We start from the raw sequence: 19,949 nt of genomic DNA, 5'->3' as shown, positions 1-19,949 counted from the left end.
CAAGGGGTAACCTTGGACGCTTTTTTTGCTTTAAAGGAATGCGAGGCTGCATGAGCGAATGGTTTGAAGACAATGCTCAAGTGATACAGCGACGCTGGCCGGCGCTGTATTCGCGACTGTTGATGGAGGACGGCGAGGTCCCGGTCGAGCTGCTCAAAGGCATGGACTCGACACTCAGTGTGGATGGCATCCAGCTCACCAGTCGACATGATCGTCTTCACGAAGCCCGTATCCAGGCAGCCAGCCTGCCTCTCGACAAGCCCCGGCTGCACGTCTACGGCACTGGACTCGGGGATCTGCCTCGCGTGTTGCTGGAGCGTCCAGGGCTCGAGAAGTTGTATGTTCACATCCTCAATGGCGCGCTGTTCAAGCTGGTGCTGCAACTGCTTGATCACCAGCAATGGCTTGAACATCCGCGAGTAGAGCTATTGTTTGCCGGCGACCTGCCGGACATCTGCACGCCGTTTTTTGCATTGCCGGCTGAAATGCTGCTGGCGGATGACTTCAACGCGAAGATCCGTGATCGACTGGTCAGCGAAGTGCATCTGAGCTTCAACAATCGCGAGTTCGATCCGCAGTCACCGTTCATTCGGCAGCGCCTGCAGGATTGCCTTGATGTGTTGCTCACCGACGCGGACGTGGCGCAATTGTTTGGCACCTGTGCCGGTCGGGAAATCTATGTGATCGGTACCGGGCCGACGCTCGAAGGGCATTTTCAGCGCCTGGCGGCGGTACGCGGGCAAGCCGAGCGTCCCCTCTTCATTTGTGTCGATACGGCGTATCGACCCTTGCGCGAAAACGGGATCGCACCGGATCTTGTGGTGAGCATCGACCAGCGCATCAGTTTTCGGCATTTGCCCTTCGAAGAGTCCGACGGCATCCCGCTGGTCTACATGCCCATGAGCGACCCGCAGGTGCTGAAGGCCTGGAGGGGCAAACGCTATGGCGGTTATTCCCCCAGCCCTATTTATGCGCAGTTGCGTCAGCAGTACCCACGGGGACAGTTGCATGTAGGCGGCAGCGTGATCCACCCGGCGGTCGACCTGGCGGTAAAAATGGGTGCCTCGCGCATTACCTTGTTCGGCGCTGACTTTGCCTTTCCGATGAACAAGACCCATGCCGGATGGAATGACGGTGACCTTGGGCCGGCGGTCAGTCAGGCGCGGCACTGGGTGTTGGACGGGCAGGGTGAGCGTGTCAGGACACAGCTGAATTTCCGCAGTTACCTGTGCGTGCTCGAGCGCTATATCGCCGGGCATCCACAGGTGCGTTTCCTCAACAGCAGTCGGGCCGGGGCAATGATTGCCGGGACACAGTTCAATACGGATTTCGCGCAATGAATGCCAGGTTGAAATGCCTAAATGAATGCCGTCAGTGCGCCCAAATGTTCCGTTTGGGACGAGATGTCGAAGCGGCGTTGACCATGGTCGATGTGATCGATGAGGCGCAGGCATTGGTGTTGACCGCGTCTCAGGATGTTCAGCAGGCATGGACCTGCGTGTTGACTCAAATGCTGGCCTGTCAGGAGCGTCAGGATTGGTTGGGGCTTGCCGACTTCCTGGAGTACGAGTTGTTGGAGCTGCTGGAATCCGTTCCGTCTTGAGCCGGGCCGACCTCGCTGGCGCGCGGGTTTGCGTCAGGGTTGATTTTATGGCGTCATTTTTTTGCGGTTGAGGGGCGCTAAGCCCTTGTTTTCTCGGGGGTGGCAGGGTGATGGCAATTTTTTTTAAAAAAGCCCTCAAGCAACCTGCCAACCCGACGATAACTATTACGAAGGTTCTCTAGGCCATACCCGGCGGTTGCCAGGGCCGGAAGCCGCAGTACCCAACCAACGAGGAATTCGTCATGGCTTTAACAGTAAACACCAACACCACGTCGTTGAACGTTCAGAAGAACCTGAACCGTGCTTCCGACGCTCTGTCGACTTCGATGCAGCGCCTGTCTTCCGGCCTGAAAATCAACAGCGCCAAAGACGACGCAGCTGGCCTGCAGATCGCTACTCGCATGACTTCGCAGATCCGTGGTGGTAACCAGGCAATCCAGAACGCCAACGACGGTATCTCCGTTGCCCAGACCGCTGAAGGCGCTCTGCAAGCATCGACCGACATTCTGCAGCGTATGCGTGAACTGGCTGTTAAAGCACGTAACGGCACCAACGGTACTGCTGACCAGACCGCTACCAACTCCGAATTCGCTCAGATGTCTGACGAATTGACCCGTATCTCGGCTTCCACCAACCTGAACGGCAAAAACCTGCTGGACGGTTCGGCTGGTACTGTACAGCTGCAAGTCGGCGCCAACACCGGTTCGGCCAACCGTATCGACCTGGTACTGAGCTCCAAGTTCGACGCCGTTTCCCTGTCCGTAGGCAGTGGTACTGTTGTTCTGACCGGTGCGACTTCTGCCACTCTGTCTGCGAACATCGACAACGCGATCACCGCGATCGACGCTGCAATTGCAAACATCAACGCCACTCGCGCAAACCTGGGTGCTTCGCAAAACCGTCTGACCAGCACCATCTCCAACCTGCAGAACATCGTGGAAAACACCACTGCAGCACAGGGTCGTGTACAAGACACCGACTTCGCCGCAGAAACCGCGAACCTGACCAAGCAGCAAACTCTGCAACAGGCTTCCACTTCGGTTCTGGCTCAAGCCAACCAACTGCCTTCCGCTGTACTGAAACTGCTTCAGTAATTTCGGAATGAGTTTAAGCGGGAGGGTGTGCTGGTCACGCTCTCTCGCTTTTTACGTTAAGAGGTGATGGACATGGATATGAGCGTAAAGCTTAACGTGTCTTATCCGGCTCCCCAGTCAGCGAGTGCCGTTTCGGATAAGCAGCCAGAAAAGCCTGTGGCCGCCGATGTTGCTCCGGTGGTGGATAAAAAACAGGATGCGAATGACACCAAGCTGAAACAGGCCGTGCAGGAGATCGAAAAGTTTGTCCAGTCGATCAAGCGCAATCTGGAGTTCTCGATAGACGAGCAATCCGGAAAGGTCGTCGTCAAGGTGATTGCAAGCGAGACGGGCGAGGTCGTTCGGCAGATCCCCTCCGCAGAAGCGCTGAAGCTGGCAGATAGCTTGAACAATGCCAGTCACGTATTGTTCGACGCCAAAGCCTGATAGCTGGCACGAATAATGTTTGTACGATCTTTGGGCGCCGGTAAGGGTCAAAAGACTGGCTGCAACTTGAAGGGAGACAAAACATGGCAAGTCCAATTTTACCGGGTACGGGCCTGGGTTCTGGCCTGGACATTGGTTCGATCGTCACGGCACTGGTCAACTCCGACAAGGCGGCCAAGCAGACGCAGATCGACACTCAGACCAAGTCCAACACGCTGAAGATTTCCGGCGTGGGATCATTGAAAAGCGCACTGACGGCTTTCCAGACCGCACTGACCAATCTTGGCAGCACGACCAATCCTGCGTTTGCCGGCTTTACGGCGACTTCGGGTACTCCGTCGATCCTTACTGCGACCTCTGACAACACAGCCGTTGCCGGTACCTACAGTGTTGTCGTGAACAGCCTGGCCACCGGTTCGAAAGTAGCCAGTGCTTCTTTTGCCGGCGGAGCGGCCAGTGCCATTCCGAGTGGTACCCTGAAAATCAGTCAGAATGGCACTGATTACAATGTCACGATTCCTGCCAATGCAACCTTGCAGTCAACGCGGGATGCGATCAACTCGGCGCAGGCGAGCAACGGTATTTCCGCCAACATCGTGACCGACAGCAGCGGTTCGTCGCGTCTGGTGATCAGCTCCAGCAAGACCGGCGCGGGCTCGGATCTTGTTGTCAGCGGTATTGCGGGTCTTGCAATCGATGGCACTCAGCCGATGGGGGCTAATCCTTCGGCCTCCGCTTCCGGGGCTGTCAACGGGATTGCCACGGATGCATCGCTGAGCATCGATGGTCTGGCAGTGACCAGCAAGAGCAACACGGTGACGGGCGCCATCAGCGGTTTGACCCTGAACCTGGCATCCGTGAGCACCGGCACTCCTCCGGCTGCGGCGACTGTCACGGTGGGGACCAACTCCACCGGTCTGCAAACATCGATCCAGTCGTTCGTCGATTCCTACAACACCCTGATGAACACCATCAACAGTCTGTCAAAGGCAACAGCGGACAAAGATGGCAAGCTCACGGTTCAGGCGGCGTTTACCGGTGACTCGATGCCACGTGCGTTGATCTCCGATATCCGCGGCGTGTTGACTGCTCCCGGGGCGGGCGGCCCGTTGGCTGTGTTGTCGCAGATCGGCGTAATGACGGACCAGAACACCGGCAACCTGGCGTTCGATACCACTGCGTTCAACAAGACGATGTCCACCAGCGGCATGAGTGGTCAGGTGCAGCAGTTGTTCAGCGGAACCGACGCCACCAATGGCCTGCTGGCGCGCATGGGCAAGGCAATCACGCCGTACGTTCAGACCGGTGGCTTGCTCGATCAGCGCAACTCCAACCTGCAAACCGTGAGCAAGACCCTCTCCGATCAGCAGGCTGCGCTGGATTTGCGAGTCACCAACATGACGGCGACGCTGACCGCCAAATACAACGCCATGGACCTGCTGGTCGGGCAAATGAAGGCGACGGCGAGCAGCATCACCTCGTTCTTCACTTCGTTGAACGCGCAGAAATCCAACGGCTAGTCATGAGCTGACGACAAAAACCCGGCTACGCCTTTTGGCGTGCGCCGGGTTTTTGTCTTTTGAACTAAAGTTTTCTGACTCTCGGGCGATACACTGGTCATACGAGTCAGTGTGGTAATGAGGTAGAACATGAATCCAATGTTAGCCCTTCGGCAATATCAGAAAGTGGGCGCGCATGCCCAGGCGTCCGAAGCGAGTCCGCATCGTTTGGTGCAAATGCTCATGGAAGGTGGCCTGGATCGAATTGCTCAGGCCAAAGGCGCCATCGAGCGCAAGGATATTCCCGGCAAGTGCGTGTCCATCAGCAAGGCCATCGGCATCATTGGCGGCCTGCGTGAAGGCCTGGATCTTGAAAGCTGCGCCGATGCGGTGGGCGAACTCGACAGTCTCTACATCTACATGATGAAGCGTCTGGCAGAGGCGAACATCAGCAACGATCTGAAGATCCTCGATGAGGTTGCCGGGTTGCTTCGTACGGTGAAAGAAGGCTGGGACGGTATTGCTACGCCAGGTCCGCAGTTCTAGGGAGATCGCCATGAGTCTTGTGTTGCAGCGAATTGAACACACGCGTGAAGCGCTGGTTGATGCGCTTGCCGAGCGCAACTGGGAGGCTATCGGTCAATTGGACCTGGATTGCCGTTCCTGCATGGAAGACGTCTTGAGTGAGGCTTCGCTGGACGAGGCGGTGCTTCGCAGTAACCTTGAAGAGCTGCTGTATGTCTACAAGCAGTTACTTGAGGTGGCGATGGGGGAGAGGCAGGCGATAGTCGACGAAATGTCTCAGATCCAGCAAGCGCGGAACGCGGCAAAGGTTTACCATCTGTTTGGTTAATTAATCCTCGGTTAATCCAAACATAGTGCGCCATAAATTTGACTGTGCACGGTTTTTTGACTTAACTAGTGGCTGGTTCCAGATTTCAGTCGTCTTCAGGCATGACCTGCCTGCAAGCGTTTAGCTTGCCCCAGCATTTTGGGCATTGAGTTGACTAGGGAAGTTGCTATTGCATGTGGCGTGAAACCAAAATTCTGCTGATTGATGACGATAGCGTCCGCCGCCGCGACCTGGCGGTGATTTTAAATTTTCTGGGCGAAGAAAATTTACCCTGCGGTAGCCACGACTGGCAGCAGGCTGTCGGCTCTTTGTCGTCAAGTCGTGAAGTAATCTGTGTCCTCATCGGGACGGTCAATGCTCCTGGTGCACTGGTGGGCTTGTTAAAGACACTCTCGAACTGGGATGAGTTCCTTCCGGTTTTGCTGATGGGCGATAATTCTTCGATTGATCTGCCCGAAGACCAGCGTCGCAGAGTGCTTTCGACCCTCGAAATGCCACCCAGCTACAGCAAGCTGCTCGACTCCCTGCACCGTGCCCAGGTCTATCGCGAGATGTACGACCAGGCCCGTGAGCGCGGTCGTCATCGCGAGCCCAATCTTTTCCGTAGCCTTGTCGGCACCAGCCGGGCGATTCAACACGTCCGTCAGATGATGCAGCAAGTCGCCGATACCGATGCCAGCGTGCTGATCCTCGGTGAGTCGGGGACGGGCAAGGAAGTGGTTGCGCGCAACCTGCATTACCACTCCAAGCGCCGTGAGGCACCATTCGTGCCGGTCAACTGCGGGGCGATCCCTGCAGAGCTGCTGGAAAGCGAATTGTTCGGTCATGAGAAGGGCGCCTTCACCGGCGCGATCACCAGCCGTGCCGGGCGTTTCGAGCTGGCCAACGGCGGCACCCTGTTCCTCGACGAAATCGGCGACATGCCGTTGCCGATGCAGGTCAAATTGCTGCGCGTTTTGCAGGAGCGCACCTTCGAGCGTGTGGGCAGCAACAAGACCCAGAGCGTCGATGTGCGCATCATTGCTGCGACCCACAAGAATCTCGAAAGCATGATCGAGATCGGCACCTTTCGCGAAGACCTGTATTACCGCCTGAATGTGTTCCCGATCGAGATGGCGCCGCTACGCGAACGTGTCGAAGACATCCCGCTGTTGATGAACGAATTGATCTCGCGCATGGAGCACGAAAAGCGCGGTTCGATCCGATTCAACTCAGCGGCAATCATGTCGCTGTGCCGTCACGGCTGGCCAGGTAACGTCCGCGAGCTGGCGAACCTGGTGGAGCGCATGGCGATCATGCATCCGTACGGTGTGATCGGTGTGGTCGAGTTACCGAAAAAATTCCGCTACGTCGATGACGAAGACGAGCAACTGGTCGACAGCCTGCGCACCGATCTGGAAGAGCGGGTGGCCATCAACGGCCACACTCCGGACTTCAGCGCCAACGCCATGCTGCCGCCGGAAGGCCTGGACCTGAAGGACTACCTTGGCGGTCTGGAGCAAGGCTTGATTCAGCAGGCCCTGGACGATGCCAACGGCATTGTGGCGCGCGCTGCCGAGCGCCTGCGTATCCGTCGCACCACCCTGGTGGAGAAGATGCGCAAGTACGGCATGAGTCGTCGTGAGGGTGATGAACAGGCGGATGATTGACGCCTGTTTTTCAAGTCCTTCATTTATGGGCGGTTTTTTTTAGGCACGGGTATTGCTAAGTCCCTCGCAACGTTCCGTTTCACTGACGGTCAGCCACGCGAGAGAGCACGATGCCCCAAGCCGCCCAGATGTCTCCTGTCTCAGATGCTTTTGGCCAAGCCCTGGGGCAACCGTCGTCGGTAGAGCAGGCAAGCCGGCAGGGTCTTGAAGAGGCTTTTGCCCTGTTCAACCAGATGTCGAGCCAGTTGACCGATTCCTACAGCATGCTCGAAGCCCGGGTCACTGAACTCAAGGGTGAGCTGGCGGTGGTCAGTGCCCAGCGCATGCAGGAGCTGGCGGAAAAGGAACGCCTGGCCAACCGCCTGCAAAACCTCCTGGATCTCTTGCCTGGCGGCGTCATCGTCATTGACGCCCAGGGCATCGTGCGCGAAGCCAATCCCGCGGCCTGCGAACTGCTCGGGCTGCCCCTTGAGGGCGAGCTGTGGCGCCATGTCATTGCACGGTGTTTTGCGCCCCGCGAGGACGATGGTCATGAAGTCTCCCTCAAGGATGGCCGGCGTTTGTCGATTGCCACGCGCTCGCTGGATGCGGAGCCCGGTCAATTGGTGTTGCTTACCGATCTGACTGAAACCCGTCATCTGCAAGATCAGCTGGCCCGTCACGAACGTCTGTCGTCTCTGGGGCGAATGGTCGCGTCGCTGGCTCATCAGATCCGTACGCCCTTGTCTGCCGCGTTGCTGTACGCCAGTCATTTGACCGAGCAGGCATTGCCGGTCGAGACACAGCAACGGTTCGCCGGGCGCCTCAAGGAACGCCTGCATGAGCTGGAGCATCAAGTGCGCGATATGCTGGTGTTTGCCCGCGGCGAGTTGCCCTTGACCGATCGGGTCACCCCCAGGCAACTGATGCAGTCGCTGCAAGCGGCGGCGCTGACCCATGTGCAGGGCCTGCCGATCCGCTGGCAGTGCGACAGTCATGCCGGCGAATTGCTGTGCAGTCGCGACACCCTGGTCGGAGCCATTCTCAACCTCATCGAAAACGCCATTCAGGCCAGCGGCGGTGATGTCCGTCTGAAGGTTCATCTGTACACCCGTGAAAACACGTTGCGCCTGTGTGTCAGTGATAGCGGCAGCGGTATCGATGATGCCGTGCTGGCGCGTTTGGGGGAGCCGTTTTTCACTACGAAATCCACCGGAACCGGCCTGGGCCTGACCGTGGTCAAGGCGGTTGCGCGTGCTCATCAGGGAGAATTGCAACTGCGCTCGCGGTTGGGGCGCGGCACGTGTGCGCAGGTGATACTGCCGCTTTTTTCCGGTGAAAAAACCGGTGCCCCGGGAGTCGAGTAAGCGTCATGGGTATCAAGGTTCTGCTGGTCGAGGATGACCGCGCGCTACGCGAGGCGCTGGCCGACACACTGTTGCTCGCGGGGCACGATTACAAAGCCGTCGGTTCGGCAGAAGAGGCACTGGTTGCCGTTGGGGGCGAGGCGTTCAGCCTGGTGCTCAGTGACGTCAACATGCCGGGCATGGACGGCCATCAGTTGCTCGGTTTGCTGCGCACGCGTCAACCGCAACTGCCGGTGTTGCTGATGACGGCACATGGTGCCGTCGAGCGCGCGGTCGATGCGATGCGTCAGGGCGCTGCGGATTATCTGGTCAAGCCGTTCGAGCCCAAGGCCTTGCTTGATCTGGTCGCCCGCCATGCCCTGGGCAGTCTCGGCGTCCCCGAGAGTGAAGGGCCGGTAGCGTTCGAACCGGCCAGTGCGCAATTGCTCGAACTGGCTGCGCGGGTTGCCCGCAGTGATTCCACGGTGTTGATTTCCGGTGAGTCGGGCACGGGCAAGGAGGTGCTGGCGCGCTACATTCATCAGCATTCCCATCGTGCCAGCCAGCCATTCATTGCGATCAACTGTGCGGCGATCCCGGACAACATGCTGGAGGCCACGCTGTTCGGTCATGAAAAGGGCTCGTTCACCGGTGCCATAGCCGCGCAGGCCGGCAAGTTCGAACAGGCCGATGGCGGCACCATCCTGCTTGATGAAATTTCCGAAATGCCTCTGGGTCTGCAGGCCAAACTACTGCGGGTGTTGCAAGAGCGCGAAGTGGAGCGGGTCGGTGCGCGCAAGCCGATCACCCTGGACATTCGTGTCGTCGCGACCACCAACCGTGATCTGGCCGCAGAAGTGGCGGCGGGGCGATTCCGTGAAGACCTTTACTATCGCCTGTCGGTGTTTCCGCTGGCCTGGCGTCCTCTGCGCGAGCGCGCCGCTGACATCCTGCCTTTGGCCGAGCGATTGCTGGCCAAACACGTCAATAAAATGAAACATGCCGCGGCGCGACTGTCGCCCGAGGCTCAGGCTTGCCTGGTCGGTTACCCGTGGCCCGGGAACGTCCGTGAGCTGGATAACGCGATTCAGCGTGCGCTGATCCTGCAGCAGGGCGGCTTGATTCAGCCACAGGATTTCTGCCTGAGCGGCCCGGTCGCCTGTGCGCCTTTGCCGGCCATGGCGTCGGTGCCGACCTCTGTTCGGGTTTTGGAGGTCGAAGCCGAATCTGCCGGGGCGCTTGGCGATGATCTGCGTCGCCGTGAGTTCCAGATGATTATCGACACCCTGCGCACCGAGCGTGGCCGACGTAAAGAGGCCGCTGAGCGCCTGGGCATCAGCCCGCGTACCTTGCGCTACAAGTTGGCGCAAATGCGCGATGCGGGAATGGACGTGGAAGCCTGTCTGTTCGCCACCTGAACGCGTGCTTGTGTAGGCGCGAACCTGCTCGCGATGGTCGTTAACGATGACCCGGGGTTTCAGGATAAACGCGGTGCTCTTGCGCTCATCGCGAGCAGCCTCGCTCCTGCAGGACGAGGTTCGGCTCAGGGCGGTGGATGGCTTTTATTGGGCGCAGTCGCGGAGCTGGCACCCTTGTTGCTAACACCTCACTACCCGCCGAGTGAGTGTCAAAAAATTGCGGGACGCTAACGACGTAGTTCGTCAAAGAGAGAGACCATGAGCCAAGGTATTGAATTCAATCGGTTGATGCTGGATATGCGCGCCATGCAAATGGATGCCATGTCTGCGCCGAAGTCGACTGCCGCGGTCCCTGAAATGGGTGGCACCAGCTTTTCCGACATGCTCGGTCAGGCCGTCAATAAAGTGAACGACACCCAACAGGCGTCCAACCAGTTGGCTAACGCCTTCGAGATCGGCAAGAGCGGCGTCGACCTGACGGACGTGATGATTTCCTCGCAAAAGGCCAGTGTGTCCTTTCAGGCATTGACCCAGGTGCGTAACAAGCTGGTTCAGGCTTACCAAGACATCATGCAGATGCCGGTTTAAGGACGAGATTGAGTCATGGCAGAAGCAGTCGCCGATAATGTTCCGGCCAAGGCCACACCGGTAGACGGCAAACCGCCGTTGTTCGGCTTGTCCTTCCTGGAAAACCTTTCCGAGATGACCATGCTGCGTCAGGTCGGCCTGCTGGTCGGCCTGGCCGCGAGCGTGGCGATTGGTTTTGCCGTGGTGTTGTGGTCCCAGCAACCGGACTACCGGCCGTTGTACGGCAGTCTTGCCGGTATGGATGCGAAACAGGTCATGGATACCCTGGCCTCCGCCGATATTCCTTACACCGTTGAACCCAATTCCGGTGCCCTGCTGGTCAAGGCCGATGACCTGTCCCGTGCGCGGCTCAAGCTCGCGGCCGCTGGTGTCACTCCCAGCGATGGCAATATCGGTTTTGAAATCCTCGATAAAGAGCAGGGTCTGGGCACCAGCCAGTTCATGGAAGCGACCCGCTACCGTCGCGGCCTCGAAGGCGAGCTGGCGCGGACCATCTCCAGCCTGAACAACGTCAAGGGTGCCCGCGTGCACCTGGCGATTCCAAAAAGCTCGGTGTTCGTGCGCGACGAGCGCAAGCCAAGTGCTTCGGTTCTGGTCGAGCTTTACTCCGGTCGCTCCCTGGAGCCGGGTCAGGTCGTGGCCATCATCAACCTCGTGGCGACCAGCGTTCCCGAGCTGAGCAAGTCGCAGATCACCGTCGTCGACCAGAAAGGCAACCTGCTGTCCGATCAGGCGGAGAATTCCGAACTGACCATGGCCGGCAAGCAGTTCGATTACAGCCGTCGCATGGAAAGCATGCTCACCCAGCGCGTGCATAACATCCTGCAACCGGTACTGGGCAATGATCGCTACAAGGCCGAAGTCTCGGCCGATGTCGATTTCAGCGCCGTCGAATCGACCTCCGAGCAGTTCAACCCGGACCAGCCGGCGTTGCGCAGCGAACAGTCGGTCAACGAACAACGTACCGCCAGCAATGGCCCGCAAGGCGTGCCGGGTGCCCTGAGCAACCAGCCGCCATCGCCGGCCTCGGCGCCGCAAACCACCGGTGGCGCCACTGCGTCGGCCGGCATGGTGCAGCCAGGCCAGCCATTGCTCGATGCCAACGGTCAGCAAGTCATGGACCCGGCCACCGGTCAGCCGATGCTGGCGCCGTATCCGGCGGACAAGCGTCAACAATCCACCAAGAACTTTGAACTCGACCGTTCCATCAGCCACACCAAGCAGCAGCAGGGCCGTTTGAATCGCCTGTCGGTGTCGGTGGTGGTGGATGACCAGGTCAAGATCAACCCGGCCAACGGTGAAACCACCCGTGCGCCGTGGAGCGCCGACGAATTGGCGCGCTTCACGCGTCTGGTGCAGGACGCCGTCGGTTTCGACGCCAGCCGTGGCGACAGCGTCAGCGTGATCAACATGCCGTTCTCCGCCGAGCGCGGTGAAGTGATTGCCGATATTCCGTTCTACTCCCAGCCGTGGTTCTGGGACATCGTCAAGCAAGTGCTGGGCGTCCTGTTCATCCTGGTGCTGGTCTTCGGTGTGCTGCGTCCGGTGCTCAACAACATCACCGGTGGTGGCAAAGGCAAGCAGCTGGCCGGCATCGGCAGCGACGTCGAGTTGGGTGGCATGGGCGGCCTGGACGGCGAACTGGCCAACGACCGCGTCAGCCTCGGTGGCCCGACCAGCATCCTGTTGCCGAGCCCGAGCGAAGGCTATGACGCACAGTTGAACGCAATCAAGAGTCTGGTGGCAGAAGATCCGGGTCGTGTGGCCCAGGTCGTGAAAGAGTGGATTAACGCAGATGAGTGATAACCGAGCCGTTGCCGCCAAGCTGTCCAAGGTCGACAAAGCCGCGATCCTGCTGCTGTCCCTGGGTTCTACCGATGCGGCCCAGGTGCTGCGCCACATGGGGCCCAAGGAGGTCCAGCGTGTTGGCGTGGCGATGGCGCAGATGGGTAACGTGCACCGTGAGCAAGTCGAGCAGGTGATGAGCGAGTTCGTCGACATCGTCGGCGACCAGACCAGCCTGGGCGTCGGCTCCGACGACTACGTGCGCAAAATGCTCACCCAGGCCCTGGGCGAAGACAAGGCCAACGGCCTGATCGACCGGATCCTGCTGGGCGGCAACACCAGTGGCCTCGACAGCCTGAAGTGGATGGAACCGCGCGCCGTCGCCGACGTGATCCGCTACGAGCACCCGCAGATCCAGGCAATCGTGGTGGCGTACCTCGACCCGGATCAGGCCGGTGAAGTGCTCGGCAACTTCGACCACAAGGTGCGACTGGACATCATTCTGCGGGTTTCCTCGCTGAACACCGTGCAGCCGGCCGCCCTGAAAGAGCTCAACCAGATTCTCGAGAAGCAGTTCTCCGGCAACTCGAATGCCTCGCGCACCACCCTGGGCGGCATCAAGCGCGCCGCGGACATCATGAACTTCCTCGACAGCTCGATCGAAGGTCAGTTGATGGACTCGATCCGCGAAGTCGACGAAGACCTGTCCGGTCAGATCGAAGACCTCATGTTCGTGTTCAACAACCTGGCCGATGTCGACGACCGCGGTATCCAGGCATTGCTGCGCGAAGTGTCCTCCGACGTGCTGGTACTGGCCCTCAAAGGCTCGGACGAAGGCGTCAAGGAAAAGATCTTCAAGAACATGTCCAAGCGTGCGGCCGAACTGTTGCGCGACGACCTCGAGGCCAAGGGCCCGGTGCGCGTCAGCGACGTGGAAACCGCGCAGAAGGAAATCCTCACCATCGCCCGCCGTATGGCCGAAGCCGGGGAAATCGTTCTCGGCGGCAAGGGCGGCGAGGAAATGATCTAACACCATGGCCAAGCATGATGAGTCGCCCACTGACCTGATCCGGGCCAGGGATGTCAGTGGTTTCGATACCTGGGCACTGCCCAGCTTCGATCCGCCTGAGCCCGAGCCTGAACCGGAGCCGGAACCCGAACCGCCGGAAATGGAAGAAGTGCCGCTGGAAGAAGTCCAGCCACTGACCCTCGAAGAGCTCGAAAGCATTCGCCAGGAAGCCTATAACGAAGGCTTCGCGACCGGTGAGCGAGAAGGTTTCCACAGCACCACGCTCAAGGTTCGTCAGGAAGCCGAAGTGGCGCTGGCGGCGAAGATTGCCGGCCTGGAACAACTGATGGCGCACCTGTTCGAGCCTATCGCCGAGCAGGACACGCAGATCGAAAAGTCTTTGGTCGACCTCGTGCAGCACATCACCCGACAAGTGATTCAGCGCGAACTGGCCATCGATTCGACGCAGATCGAACACGTCATGCGCGAGGCCCTCAAGCTGCTGCCGCTGGGCGTCGGCAATGTGCGGTTGTACATCAATCCGCAGGATTTCGAGCAGGTCAAAGCCCTGCGCGAGCGTCATGAGGAAACCTGGCGCATCGTTGAAGATGAAGCGTTGCTGCCGGGCGGTTGCCGGGTCGAGACCGAACACAGCCGTATCGATGCCACGATCGAAACCCGGATTGCACGGGTGATGGACAAGCTGTTCGATCAATTGCACGAACAGTCCCTGCACCCGGCCGCCCCCGACCTGAGCCTTGAACTGCCGATTGAAGCCAGGCCTGCCGTTGCGCCAGTGCCGGACGCCGCCGATGCGTCTTGATCGCACCAGTTTCGCCAAGCGCCTGGGCAGTTACGCCGAGGCCACGGAACTGGCTGGCGCGCCAATCCTGGAAGGGCGTTTGCTGCGCATGGTCGGCCTGACCCTCGAAGCCGAAGGCTTGCGCGCCGCCATGGGCAGCCGTTGCATGGTGATCAACGACGACAGCTATCACCCGGTGCAGGTCGAAGCCGAAGTCATGGGTTTCTCGGGCAGCAAAGTATTTCTGATGCCCGTCGGCAGCGTCGCAGGTATTGCGCCTGGCGCTCGTGTGGTGCCCCTGGCCGATACCGGTCGCCTGCCGATGGGCATGAGCATGCTCGGGCGGGTACTCGATGGCGCCGGGCGTGCGCTGGACGGCAAGGGCGGGATGAAGGCCGAGGACTGGGTGCCGATGGACGGCCCGACCATCAACCCGCTCAAGCGCGAACCGATCAGCGAGCCGCTGGATGTGGGCATTCGCTGCATCAACGGTATGTTGACGGTTGGCCGTGGCCAGCGGCTCGGGCTGTTCGCCGGTACCGGCGTCGGTAAATCCGTCTTGCTGGGCATGATGACCCGCTTCACCGAGGCCGACATTATCGTCGTCGGGCTGATCGGTGAGCGGGGTCGTGAAGTCAAGGAGTTCATCGAGCACATCCTCGGTGAAGAAGGGCTCAAGCGTTCGGTGGTCGTTGCGTCGCCAGCGGACGATGCGCCTTTGATGCGTCTGCGCGCGGCCATGTACTGCACGCGAATCGCCGAATATTTCCGCGACAAGGGCAAGAACGTCCTGTTGCTGATGGATTCGCTGACCCGTTTCGCCCAGGCTCAGCGGGAAATCGCTCTGGCCATCGGCGAGCCGCCGGCCACCAAGGGCTATCCGCCGTCAGTGTTTGCCAAGTTGCCGAAGCTGGTGGAGCGGGCCGGTAATGCCGAGAAGGGTGGTGGCTCGATCACTGCGTTCTACACCGTACTGTCCGAAGGCGATGACCAGCAGGACCCGATTGCCGACTCGGCACGGGGCGTACTCGATGGTCACATCGTCCTGTCCCGGCGCCTGGCCGAAGAGGGGCATTACCCGGCCATCGACATCGAGGCTTCCATCAGCCGGGTGATGCCGGCGGTGGTATCGGCGGAGCACATGGCTCGTGCGCAGTATTTCAAGCAGTTGTGGTCGCGCTATCAACAGAGTCGCGATTTGATCAGTGTCGGTGCCTATGTCGCCGGTGGTGATCGCGAGACCGACCTGGCGATTTCCCTGCAGCCACAATTGGTCAAATACCTGCGTCAGGGGCTCAACGACAGCATCAGCCTGGGCGAAAGCGAAGCGTATCTGGCCTCGATCTTCGCGCCAGCGGCGAGCGGCTAACCGGTCATGGCCCAGACTCGAGCAGGGCGCCTGGCCCCGGTGGTGGAGATGGCCGAAAAGGCCGAGAAAACCGCGGTCCAGCGTCTTGGGCACTTTCAGGGGCAGGTGCGTTTGGCCGAAAGCAAACTCGCCGACCTCGAAGCCTTTCGACTCGACTATCAAGAGCAATGGATCGTGCGCGGTAGCGGTGGTGTCTCGGGCCAATGGTTGCTGGGCTACCAGGGATTCCTTGCGCAACTGGGTACGGCCATCGACCAGCAGCGCCAAAGCCTGGCCTGGCACCAGAACAACCTGAACAAGGCCCGGGAAACCTGGCAACAGGCGTTCGCCCGGGTCGAAGGTTTGCGCAAACTGGTACAGCGCTATGCGGATGAAGCGCGAGTGCTCGAAGACAAGCGCGAACAGAAACTGCTGGATGAATTGTCCCAGCGCTTGCCGCGCCAGGATGCGTATTGAATCAAGTGAGCGGCGATCGGATGGACACCACCCTTTTCCAGCCTTGCCCCAACCTTTACCAACTGCTAAACCTTGTACAGGCAGGTTCCCCAATGACAAGGAAGCCATGACATGTCAGTCGTTAAAGAAATCTCTGCGGATGGGAAAAAGCTGACGATTTCGGTCAAGGGGCGATTCGATTTCGCCAAGCACCAAGAATTTCGCGAATCCTATGAGCGCACCGATGGCGCCATGCCGAGGTCCGTTGTAGTCGATCTCAAAGAGGCGACTTATCTCGACAGCTCTGCGCTCGGCATGTTGTTGCTGCTTCGGGATCATGCGGGTGGCGACCACTCCGATGTTCGCCTCGTCAACAGCAGTTCCGATGTGAAGAAAATCCTCGCGATCTCCAATTTCGACAAGCTGTTCGACATCAGTTGAACGCCGTGCAGCCTGCACTCGAATCGCTGACGATTCTGATTGCCGAGGACAGCGCGGCCGATCGCATGCTGTTGTCGAGCATCGTTCGTCGCCAGGGGCATCAAGTGCTGACCGCGGCCAACGGTGCCGAAGCGGTCGAAGTCTTTCGCCTGCAATGTCCGCAACTGGTGTTGATGGACGCGATGATGCCGGTGATGGATGGCTTCGAAGCGGCCCGGCAAATCAAGGCATTGGCCGGGGAAACCCTGGTGCCGATCATCTTCCTGACGTCATTGTCGGAAAGCGAAGCCCTGGCCCGTTGCCTGGAAGTGGGCGGCGACGATTTTTTGGCAAAGCCTTACAACCAGGTGATTCTCTCGGCCAAGATCAAGGCGATGGATCGCTTGCGACGATTGCAGGCCACTGTGCTGCAGCAGCGCGATCAGATCGCCCGGCACCACGAGTATTTGCTCAACGAGCAACGCGTGGCGAAGGCCGTGTTCGATAAGGTGGCCCATTCCGGCTGCCTCAATGCCCCCAATATCCGTTACTTGCAATCGCCCTATGCGTTGTTCAACGGCGATTTGCTATTGGCCGCGTTCACCCCCGCGGGCGACATGCATGTGCTGCTCGGCGACTTCACCGGTCATGGTTTGCCGGCTGCCGTCGGTGCGATGCCCCTGGCTGAAGTCTTTTACGGCATGACCGCCAAGGGCTATGGCCTGGCAGAAACCTTGCGCGAGATGAATGCCAAGCTTAAACGCATCCTGCCGGTGGACATGTTCTGCTGCGCGACGCTGCTGTGCTTGAGCTTTCAGCGGCGTTCGGTGGAGGTCTGGAACGGTGGCATGCCGGACGGTTACCTGCACAGTATTGCCACTGGCGAACGAACACCGCTGACCGCCCGGCATTTGCCCCTGGGGGTGCTGAGCCCGCAAGCATTCGATGACCGCACCGAAGTGTTTCCCATGGCGCTCGGGGATCGGGTATTCCTGCTGTCGGACGGGGTGATCGATACCTGCGATGCCGACGAACAGCTGTTTGGCGTGCAGCGGCTGCAAGCGGTGTTCGCCGCCAACCGTCATCCGGATGCCTTGTTTGAGGAAATCGAACAGGCGCTGCGGGATTTTGGCGGCGTAACACGCGACGACGTCAGCATGGTCGAAATCAGTCTGCTGGAGCCCGCACAGCTGAATCCGCCCGCCCTGGTTTATTCCGACAGCGGCCAGTCCTGCCCGCTGGACTGGTCGGTGAGTTTCGAGTTTCGTGCCGCCACGCTCAAGCGCTTCAACCCGTTGCCCTATTTGCTGCAATTGCTGCTGGAGGTTCACGGTCTGCGGACGCAAAGCGGGGCGCTCTACAGCGTACTGGCGGAACTGTATTCCAACGCGCTGGAGCATGGTGTGCTGGGACTGGACTCAAGCCTCAAGCGCGATGTCTCGGGTTTTACCCGCTACTATCAACAGCGCAATGCACGTCTTGATGAGCTGCAGGACGGTTTTGTCCGGGTGCATTTGCAGGTCACACCGCAAGGCGAGGGTGGTTGTCTGGCGATTCGTGTCGAAGACAGTGGCAAGGGATTTGATGTCGAGCGGGTGCTGGAGCGTCCGCTTGACCCTGTCCGTCTGTCGGGACGCGGTGTCAGTCTGATCCGCCAGTTGGGGCGAAATGCCAGTTGGTCCGACGATGGTCGCAGTGCCCGCGTGGAGTTTTACTGGGAGGCTCTGGCATAATCCGCGCATTCTTGATCAAGGAGTGAACAAGTGGCTGACACACATCTCGACCCGAACGTGCTGAGCGCGTTGCAAGAGATCATGGAGGACGAGTATCCGACCCTGGTGGATACCTTTCTCGCTGATTCCGAACAGCGCTTGCAGCTGCTCAAGCAGGCTGCCGATGCTACACAATTCCTTGAGACAGCCCACAGCTTCAAGGGCAGTAGCAGCAACATGGGCGCGATTCGCCTGGCTGATCTGTGTCATGAGCTGGAGCAGCAGGCCAAGGGGCTGGATCTTTCAGGCATCGAAGCGCTTGTCGCGGCAATCGACCGCGAATTCGCCTTCGTCCGGCCGCTTTATGAAGAGGAACGACGGCGTTCGTCTCCACCAGTTTGACCATTCGACGCTAATAGAACGCCTCCAGAGCAAAGCTGGCGCGACCCTTGCAACAATCCCCCCAACTGTACCTACGATCCCAGTGCAGCGGAGACCGTTTCATGCCCGTTACCCCCCAAGTGCTTCTTCAGGCCGCCACGCAGGCCAAGACTCAAGCCGCCGCCAATTCCACGGCGCCGGCCGCTGAGACCGGGGATAAAGCGTCCAGCTTCGCGCAGGTCTACGCCAGGCAAGCCCAAAACAAACCCTCTGTGGTAGTGGATGGATCGGCCAAGCCGGTACGTGATAAATCCCCGGACAATGCCGGTAAAAAAGACCGCCTTGCCGACAAATCTGCCGCCCCGGAACCGGCGGTTGCCGATAGCGGCAAAACCTTGCCCGCCGATAAACCGGCGCAAGCCAGCGACTCGAACGGCAACGATAATGCGTCGGACACCCAGCAAACCCCGGTAGCCGATGCCGCGCCCGTTGACCCGACGCTCGATCCTGCCCAGATGCAAGCCGCACAGTCCGTGGTGAGCGTACCTGTCCCGGTAACGCCGCCAGTGGCTGAACCTGTGCAACCATCGGTCCAGGCACCGGCCCAGGCACCGGTTGCAGCGGCGGTGACGGCAACGACGACGGCTGCCACTGCCACCACCGATACCCATTTCGATCCTGAAGCCGATCCCCTCGATGCGCTGCCAGCCTTGCGCATGGCCATGGAGCAAAGCGGACACCTTTCCGCCTCCAGTCAGGCACAACCTAAAGCGGCGTCGACCTCCGCGCAGGCGCAGGCCGATGGCGAGCAGACACCGGCGCAAGTCTTCGCCGCCGGCATGGCGAGCATGCTCGATGTGCAGGCTGACAAGGACAGCACCAGTCAGGGCGGGGACAAGGCGTTCAGCGGCCTGATCGATGACGGTCTCAAGGACCTCAAGTCCGCCAGCAGTGACACTCGGGTCGACGATTTCGCCAACCGTCTGGCGGCACTGACGCAAGCGGCCACGCCGAAAACCGCCAACGCGTTGCCGGTGAACCAGCCGATCGCCATGCATCAAAGTGGCTGGACCGAAGAAGTGGTGAATCGGGTCATGTACCTGTCCAGCGCCAATCTCAAGGCCGCTGACATCCAGCTGCAACCGGCTGAACTGGGGCGCCTCGACATTCGCGTGAACATGGTGCCGGACCAGCAGACCCAAGTGACCTTCATGAGTGCTCACCCTGGCGTCCGTGAAGCGCTGGACGGTCAGATGCATCGTCTGCGGGACATGTTTGCGCAGCAGGGCATGGGGCAGGTTGACGTCAATGTGTCGGACCAGTCCCGTGGTTCGCAGCAAGGTCAGAATCAGGCCCAGCAACAGCAAAGCGGGCGTACCAGCGCCAGTGGCGGGCGCCTCGATGCCATGGATGAAGATATCGCCCCGAGCGTGGCTGAAGTGGCGGCAACGATCACCAGCGTGATCGGCTCCAGCGCTGTCGACTACTACGCCTGATCCAGCCAGAGACTTAACCCTGTGGGAGCGGGCTTGCCCGCGATGACGCCATTACATTCAGCATCATCGTTGATTGTTACATCGC

At 59.7% G+C, this 19,949-nt stretch carries 20 protein-coding genes; all 20 read left to right on the top strand.

Annotation, left to right across the window (positions count from 1 at the left end):
* Positions 1-50 precede the first annotated feature (50 nt).
* The 20 genes from ACGJAX_RS28775 to ACGJAX_RS28680 all read left to right on the top strand — a co-directional run bounded on the left by ACGJAX_RS28775 (position 51) and on the right by ACGJAX_RS28680 (position 19,864).
* Entirely contained in the window at positions 51-1,340 is a 1,290-nt protein-coding gene (locus ACGJAX_RS28775) for a 6-hydroxymethylpterin diphosphokinase MptE-like protein (protein WP_390956960.1), read from the top strand.
* The gene (locus tag ACGJAX_RS28770; protein ID WP_390956959.1) at positions 1,337-1,603 is read left to right on the top strand and encodes a hypothetical protein; all 267 of its coding nucleotides are present in this window, start codon (positions 1,337-1,339) and stop codon (positions 1,601-1,603) included. The genes ACGJAX_RS28775 and ACGJAX_RS28770 overlap by 4 nt, the downstream gene beginning before the upstream one ends.
* Before the next feature lie 242 nt (positions 1,604-1,845).
* Positions 1,846-2,697: a flagellin domain-containing protein gene (locus ACGJAX_RS28765; protein WP_390956958.1), complete on the top strand. Its 852-nt coding sequence runs from the start codon at positions 1,846-1,848 to the stop codon at positions 2,695-2,697.
* A gap of 72 nt (positions 2,698-2,769) precedes the next feature.
* Positions 2,770-3,123, top strand: a complete 354-nt coding sequence (locus ACGJAX_RS28760; RefSeq protein WP_390956957.1) for a flagellar protein FlaG — start codon at positions 2,770-2,772, stop codon at positions 3,121-3,123.
* A gap of 83 nt (positions 3,124-3,206) precedes the next feature.
* Positions 3,207-4,643, top strand: a complete 1,437-nt coding sequence (gene fliD / locus ACGJAX_RS28755) for a flagellar filament capping protein FliD (RefSeq protein WP_390956956.1) — start codon at positions 3,207-3,209, stop codon at positions 4,641-4,643.
* Between the two features lie 129 nt (positions 4,644-4,772).
* On the top strand, positions 4,773-5,168 hold the full coding sequence (fliS, locus tag ACGJAX_RS28750; protein WP_390956955.1) for a flagellar export chaperone FliS: 396 nt from the start codon (positions 4,773-4,775) through the stop codon (positions 5,166-5,168).
* A gap of 10 nt (positions 5,169-5,178) precedes the next feature.
* A complete protein-coding gene (locus ACGJAX_RS28745; protein ID WP_090324295.1) occupies positions 5,179-5,475 on the top strand; it encodes a flagellar protein FliT in 297 nt (98 codons plus the stop codon).
* 173 nt (positions 5,476-5,648) lie between these two features.
* Positions 5,649-7,124: a sigma-54 dependent transcriptional regulator gene (locus ACGJAX_RS28740; protein WP_090324293.1), complete on the top strand. Its 1,476-nt coding sequence runs from the start codon at positions 5,649-5,651 to the stop codon at positions 7,122-7,124.
* 128 nt (positions 7,125-7,252) lie between these two features.
* Positions 7,253-8,470: an ATP-binding protein gene (locus ACGJAX_RS28735; protein ID WP_390956954.1), complete on the top strand. Its 1,218-nt coding sequence runs from the start codon at positions 7,253-7,255 to the stop codon at positions 8,468-8,470.
* A gap of 5 nt (positions 8,471-8,475) precedes the next feature.
* Entirely contained in the window at positions 8,476-9,867 is a 1,392-nt protein-coding gene (fleR, locus tag ACGJAX_RS28730; protein WP_390956953.1) for a sigma-54-dependent response regulator transcription factor FleR, read from the top strand.
* A gap of 258 nt (positions 9,868-10,125) precedes the next feature.
* Positions 10,126-10,455 carry a flagellar hook-basal body complex protein FliE gene (gene fliE / locus ACGJAX_RS28725; protein ID WP_248914789.1) on the top strand — a complete coding sequence of 110 codons (330 nt, stop codon included), beginning with the start codon at positions 10,126-10,128 and terminating at the stop codon, positions 10,453-10,455.
* 15 nt (positions 10,456-10,470) lie between these two features.
* Positions 10,471-12,258 carry a flagellar basal-body MS-ring/collar protein FliF gene (fliF, locus tag ACGJAX_RS28720; protein WP_090324285.1) on the top strand — a complete coding sequence of 596 codons (1,788 nt, stop codon included), beginning with the start codon at positions 10,471-10,473 and terminating at the stop codon, positions 12,256-12,258.
* Positions 12,251-13,270: a flagellar motor switch protein FliG gene (gene fliG, locus ACGJAX_RS28715; protein ID WP_007983391.1), complete on the top strand. Its 1,020-nt coding sequence runs from the start codon at positions 12,251-12,253 to the stop codon at positions 13,268-13,270. The genes fliF and fliG overlap by 8 nt, the downstream gene beginning before the upstream one ends.
* Before the next feature lie 4 nt (positions 13,271-13,274).
* Positions 13,275-14,072: a flagellar assembly protein FliH gene (gene fliH / locus ACGJAX_RS28710; RefSeq protein ID WP_390956952.1), complete on the top strand. Its 798-nt coding sequence runs from the start codon at positions 13,275-13,277 to the stop codon at positions 14,070-14,072.
* Entirely contained in the window at positions 14,062-15,420 is a 1,359-nt protein-coding gene (fliI, locus tag ACGJAX_RS28705; RefSeq protein ID WP_090324281.1) for a flagellar protein export ATPase FliI, read from the top strand. The genes fliH and fliI overlap by 11 nt, the downstream gene beginning before the upstream one ends.
* A gap of 6 nt (positions 15,421-15,426) precedes the next feature.
* Entirely contained in the window at positions 15,427-15,876 is a 450-nt protein-coding gene (fliJ, locus tag ACGJAX_RS28700; protein WP_090324280.1) for a flagellar export protein FliJ, read from the top strand.
* A gap of 111 nt (positions 15,877-15,987) precedes the next feature.
* Positions 15,988-16,296, top strand: coding sequence for an STAS domain-containing protein (locus ACGJAX_RS28695; RefSeq protein WP_090324278.1), 309 nt, complete (start codon positions 15,988-15,990; stop codon positions 16,294-16,296).
* 5 nt (positions 16,297-16,301) lie between these two features.
* The gene (locus ACGJAX_RS28690) at positions 16,302-18,008 is read left to right on the top strand and encodes a SpoIIE family protein phosphatase (RefSeq protein WP_390956951.1); all 1,707 of its coding nucleotides are present in this window, start codon (positions 16,302-16,304) and stop codon (positions 18,006-18,008) included.
* Positions 18,009-18,038: 30 nt separating this feature from the next.
* Entirely contained in the window at positions 18,039-18,389 is a 351-nt protein-coding gene (locus tag ACGJAX_RS28685) for an Hpt domain-containing protein (protein ID WP_390956950.1), read from the top strand.
* Between the two features lie 101 nt (positions 18,390-18,490).
* Positions 18,491-19,864 (top strand): flagellar hook-length control protein FliK, encoded by a 1,374-nt coding sequence (locus tag ACGJAX_RS28680; RefSeq protein WP_390956949.1) that lies wholly within the window; start codon positions 18,491-18,493, stop codon positions 19,862-19,864.
* Positions 19,865-19,949 lie beyond the last annotated feature (85 nt).

The organism is Pseudomonas moorei (genome assembly GCF_042846945.1).
Lineage (GTDB): Bacteria > Pseudomonadota > Gammaproteobacteria > Pseudomonadales > Pseudomonadaceae > Aquipseudomonas > Aquipseudomonas moorei.
This window is presented reverse-complemented; position numbering and strand designations above follow the sequence as displayed.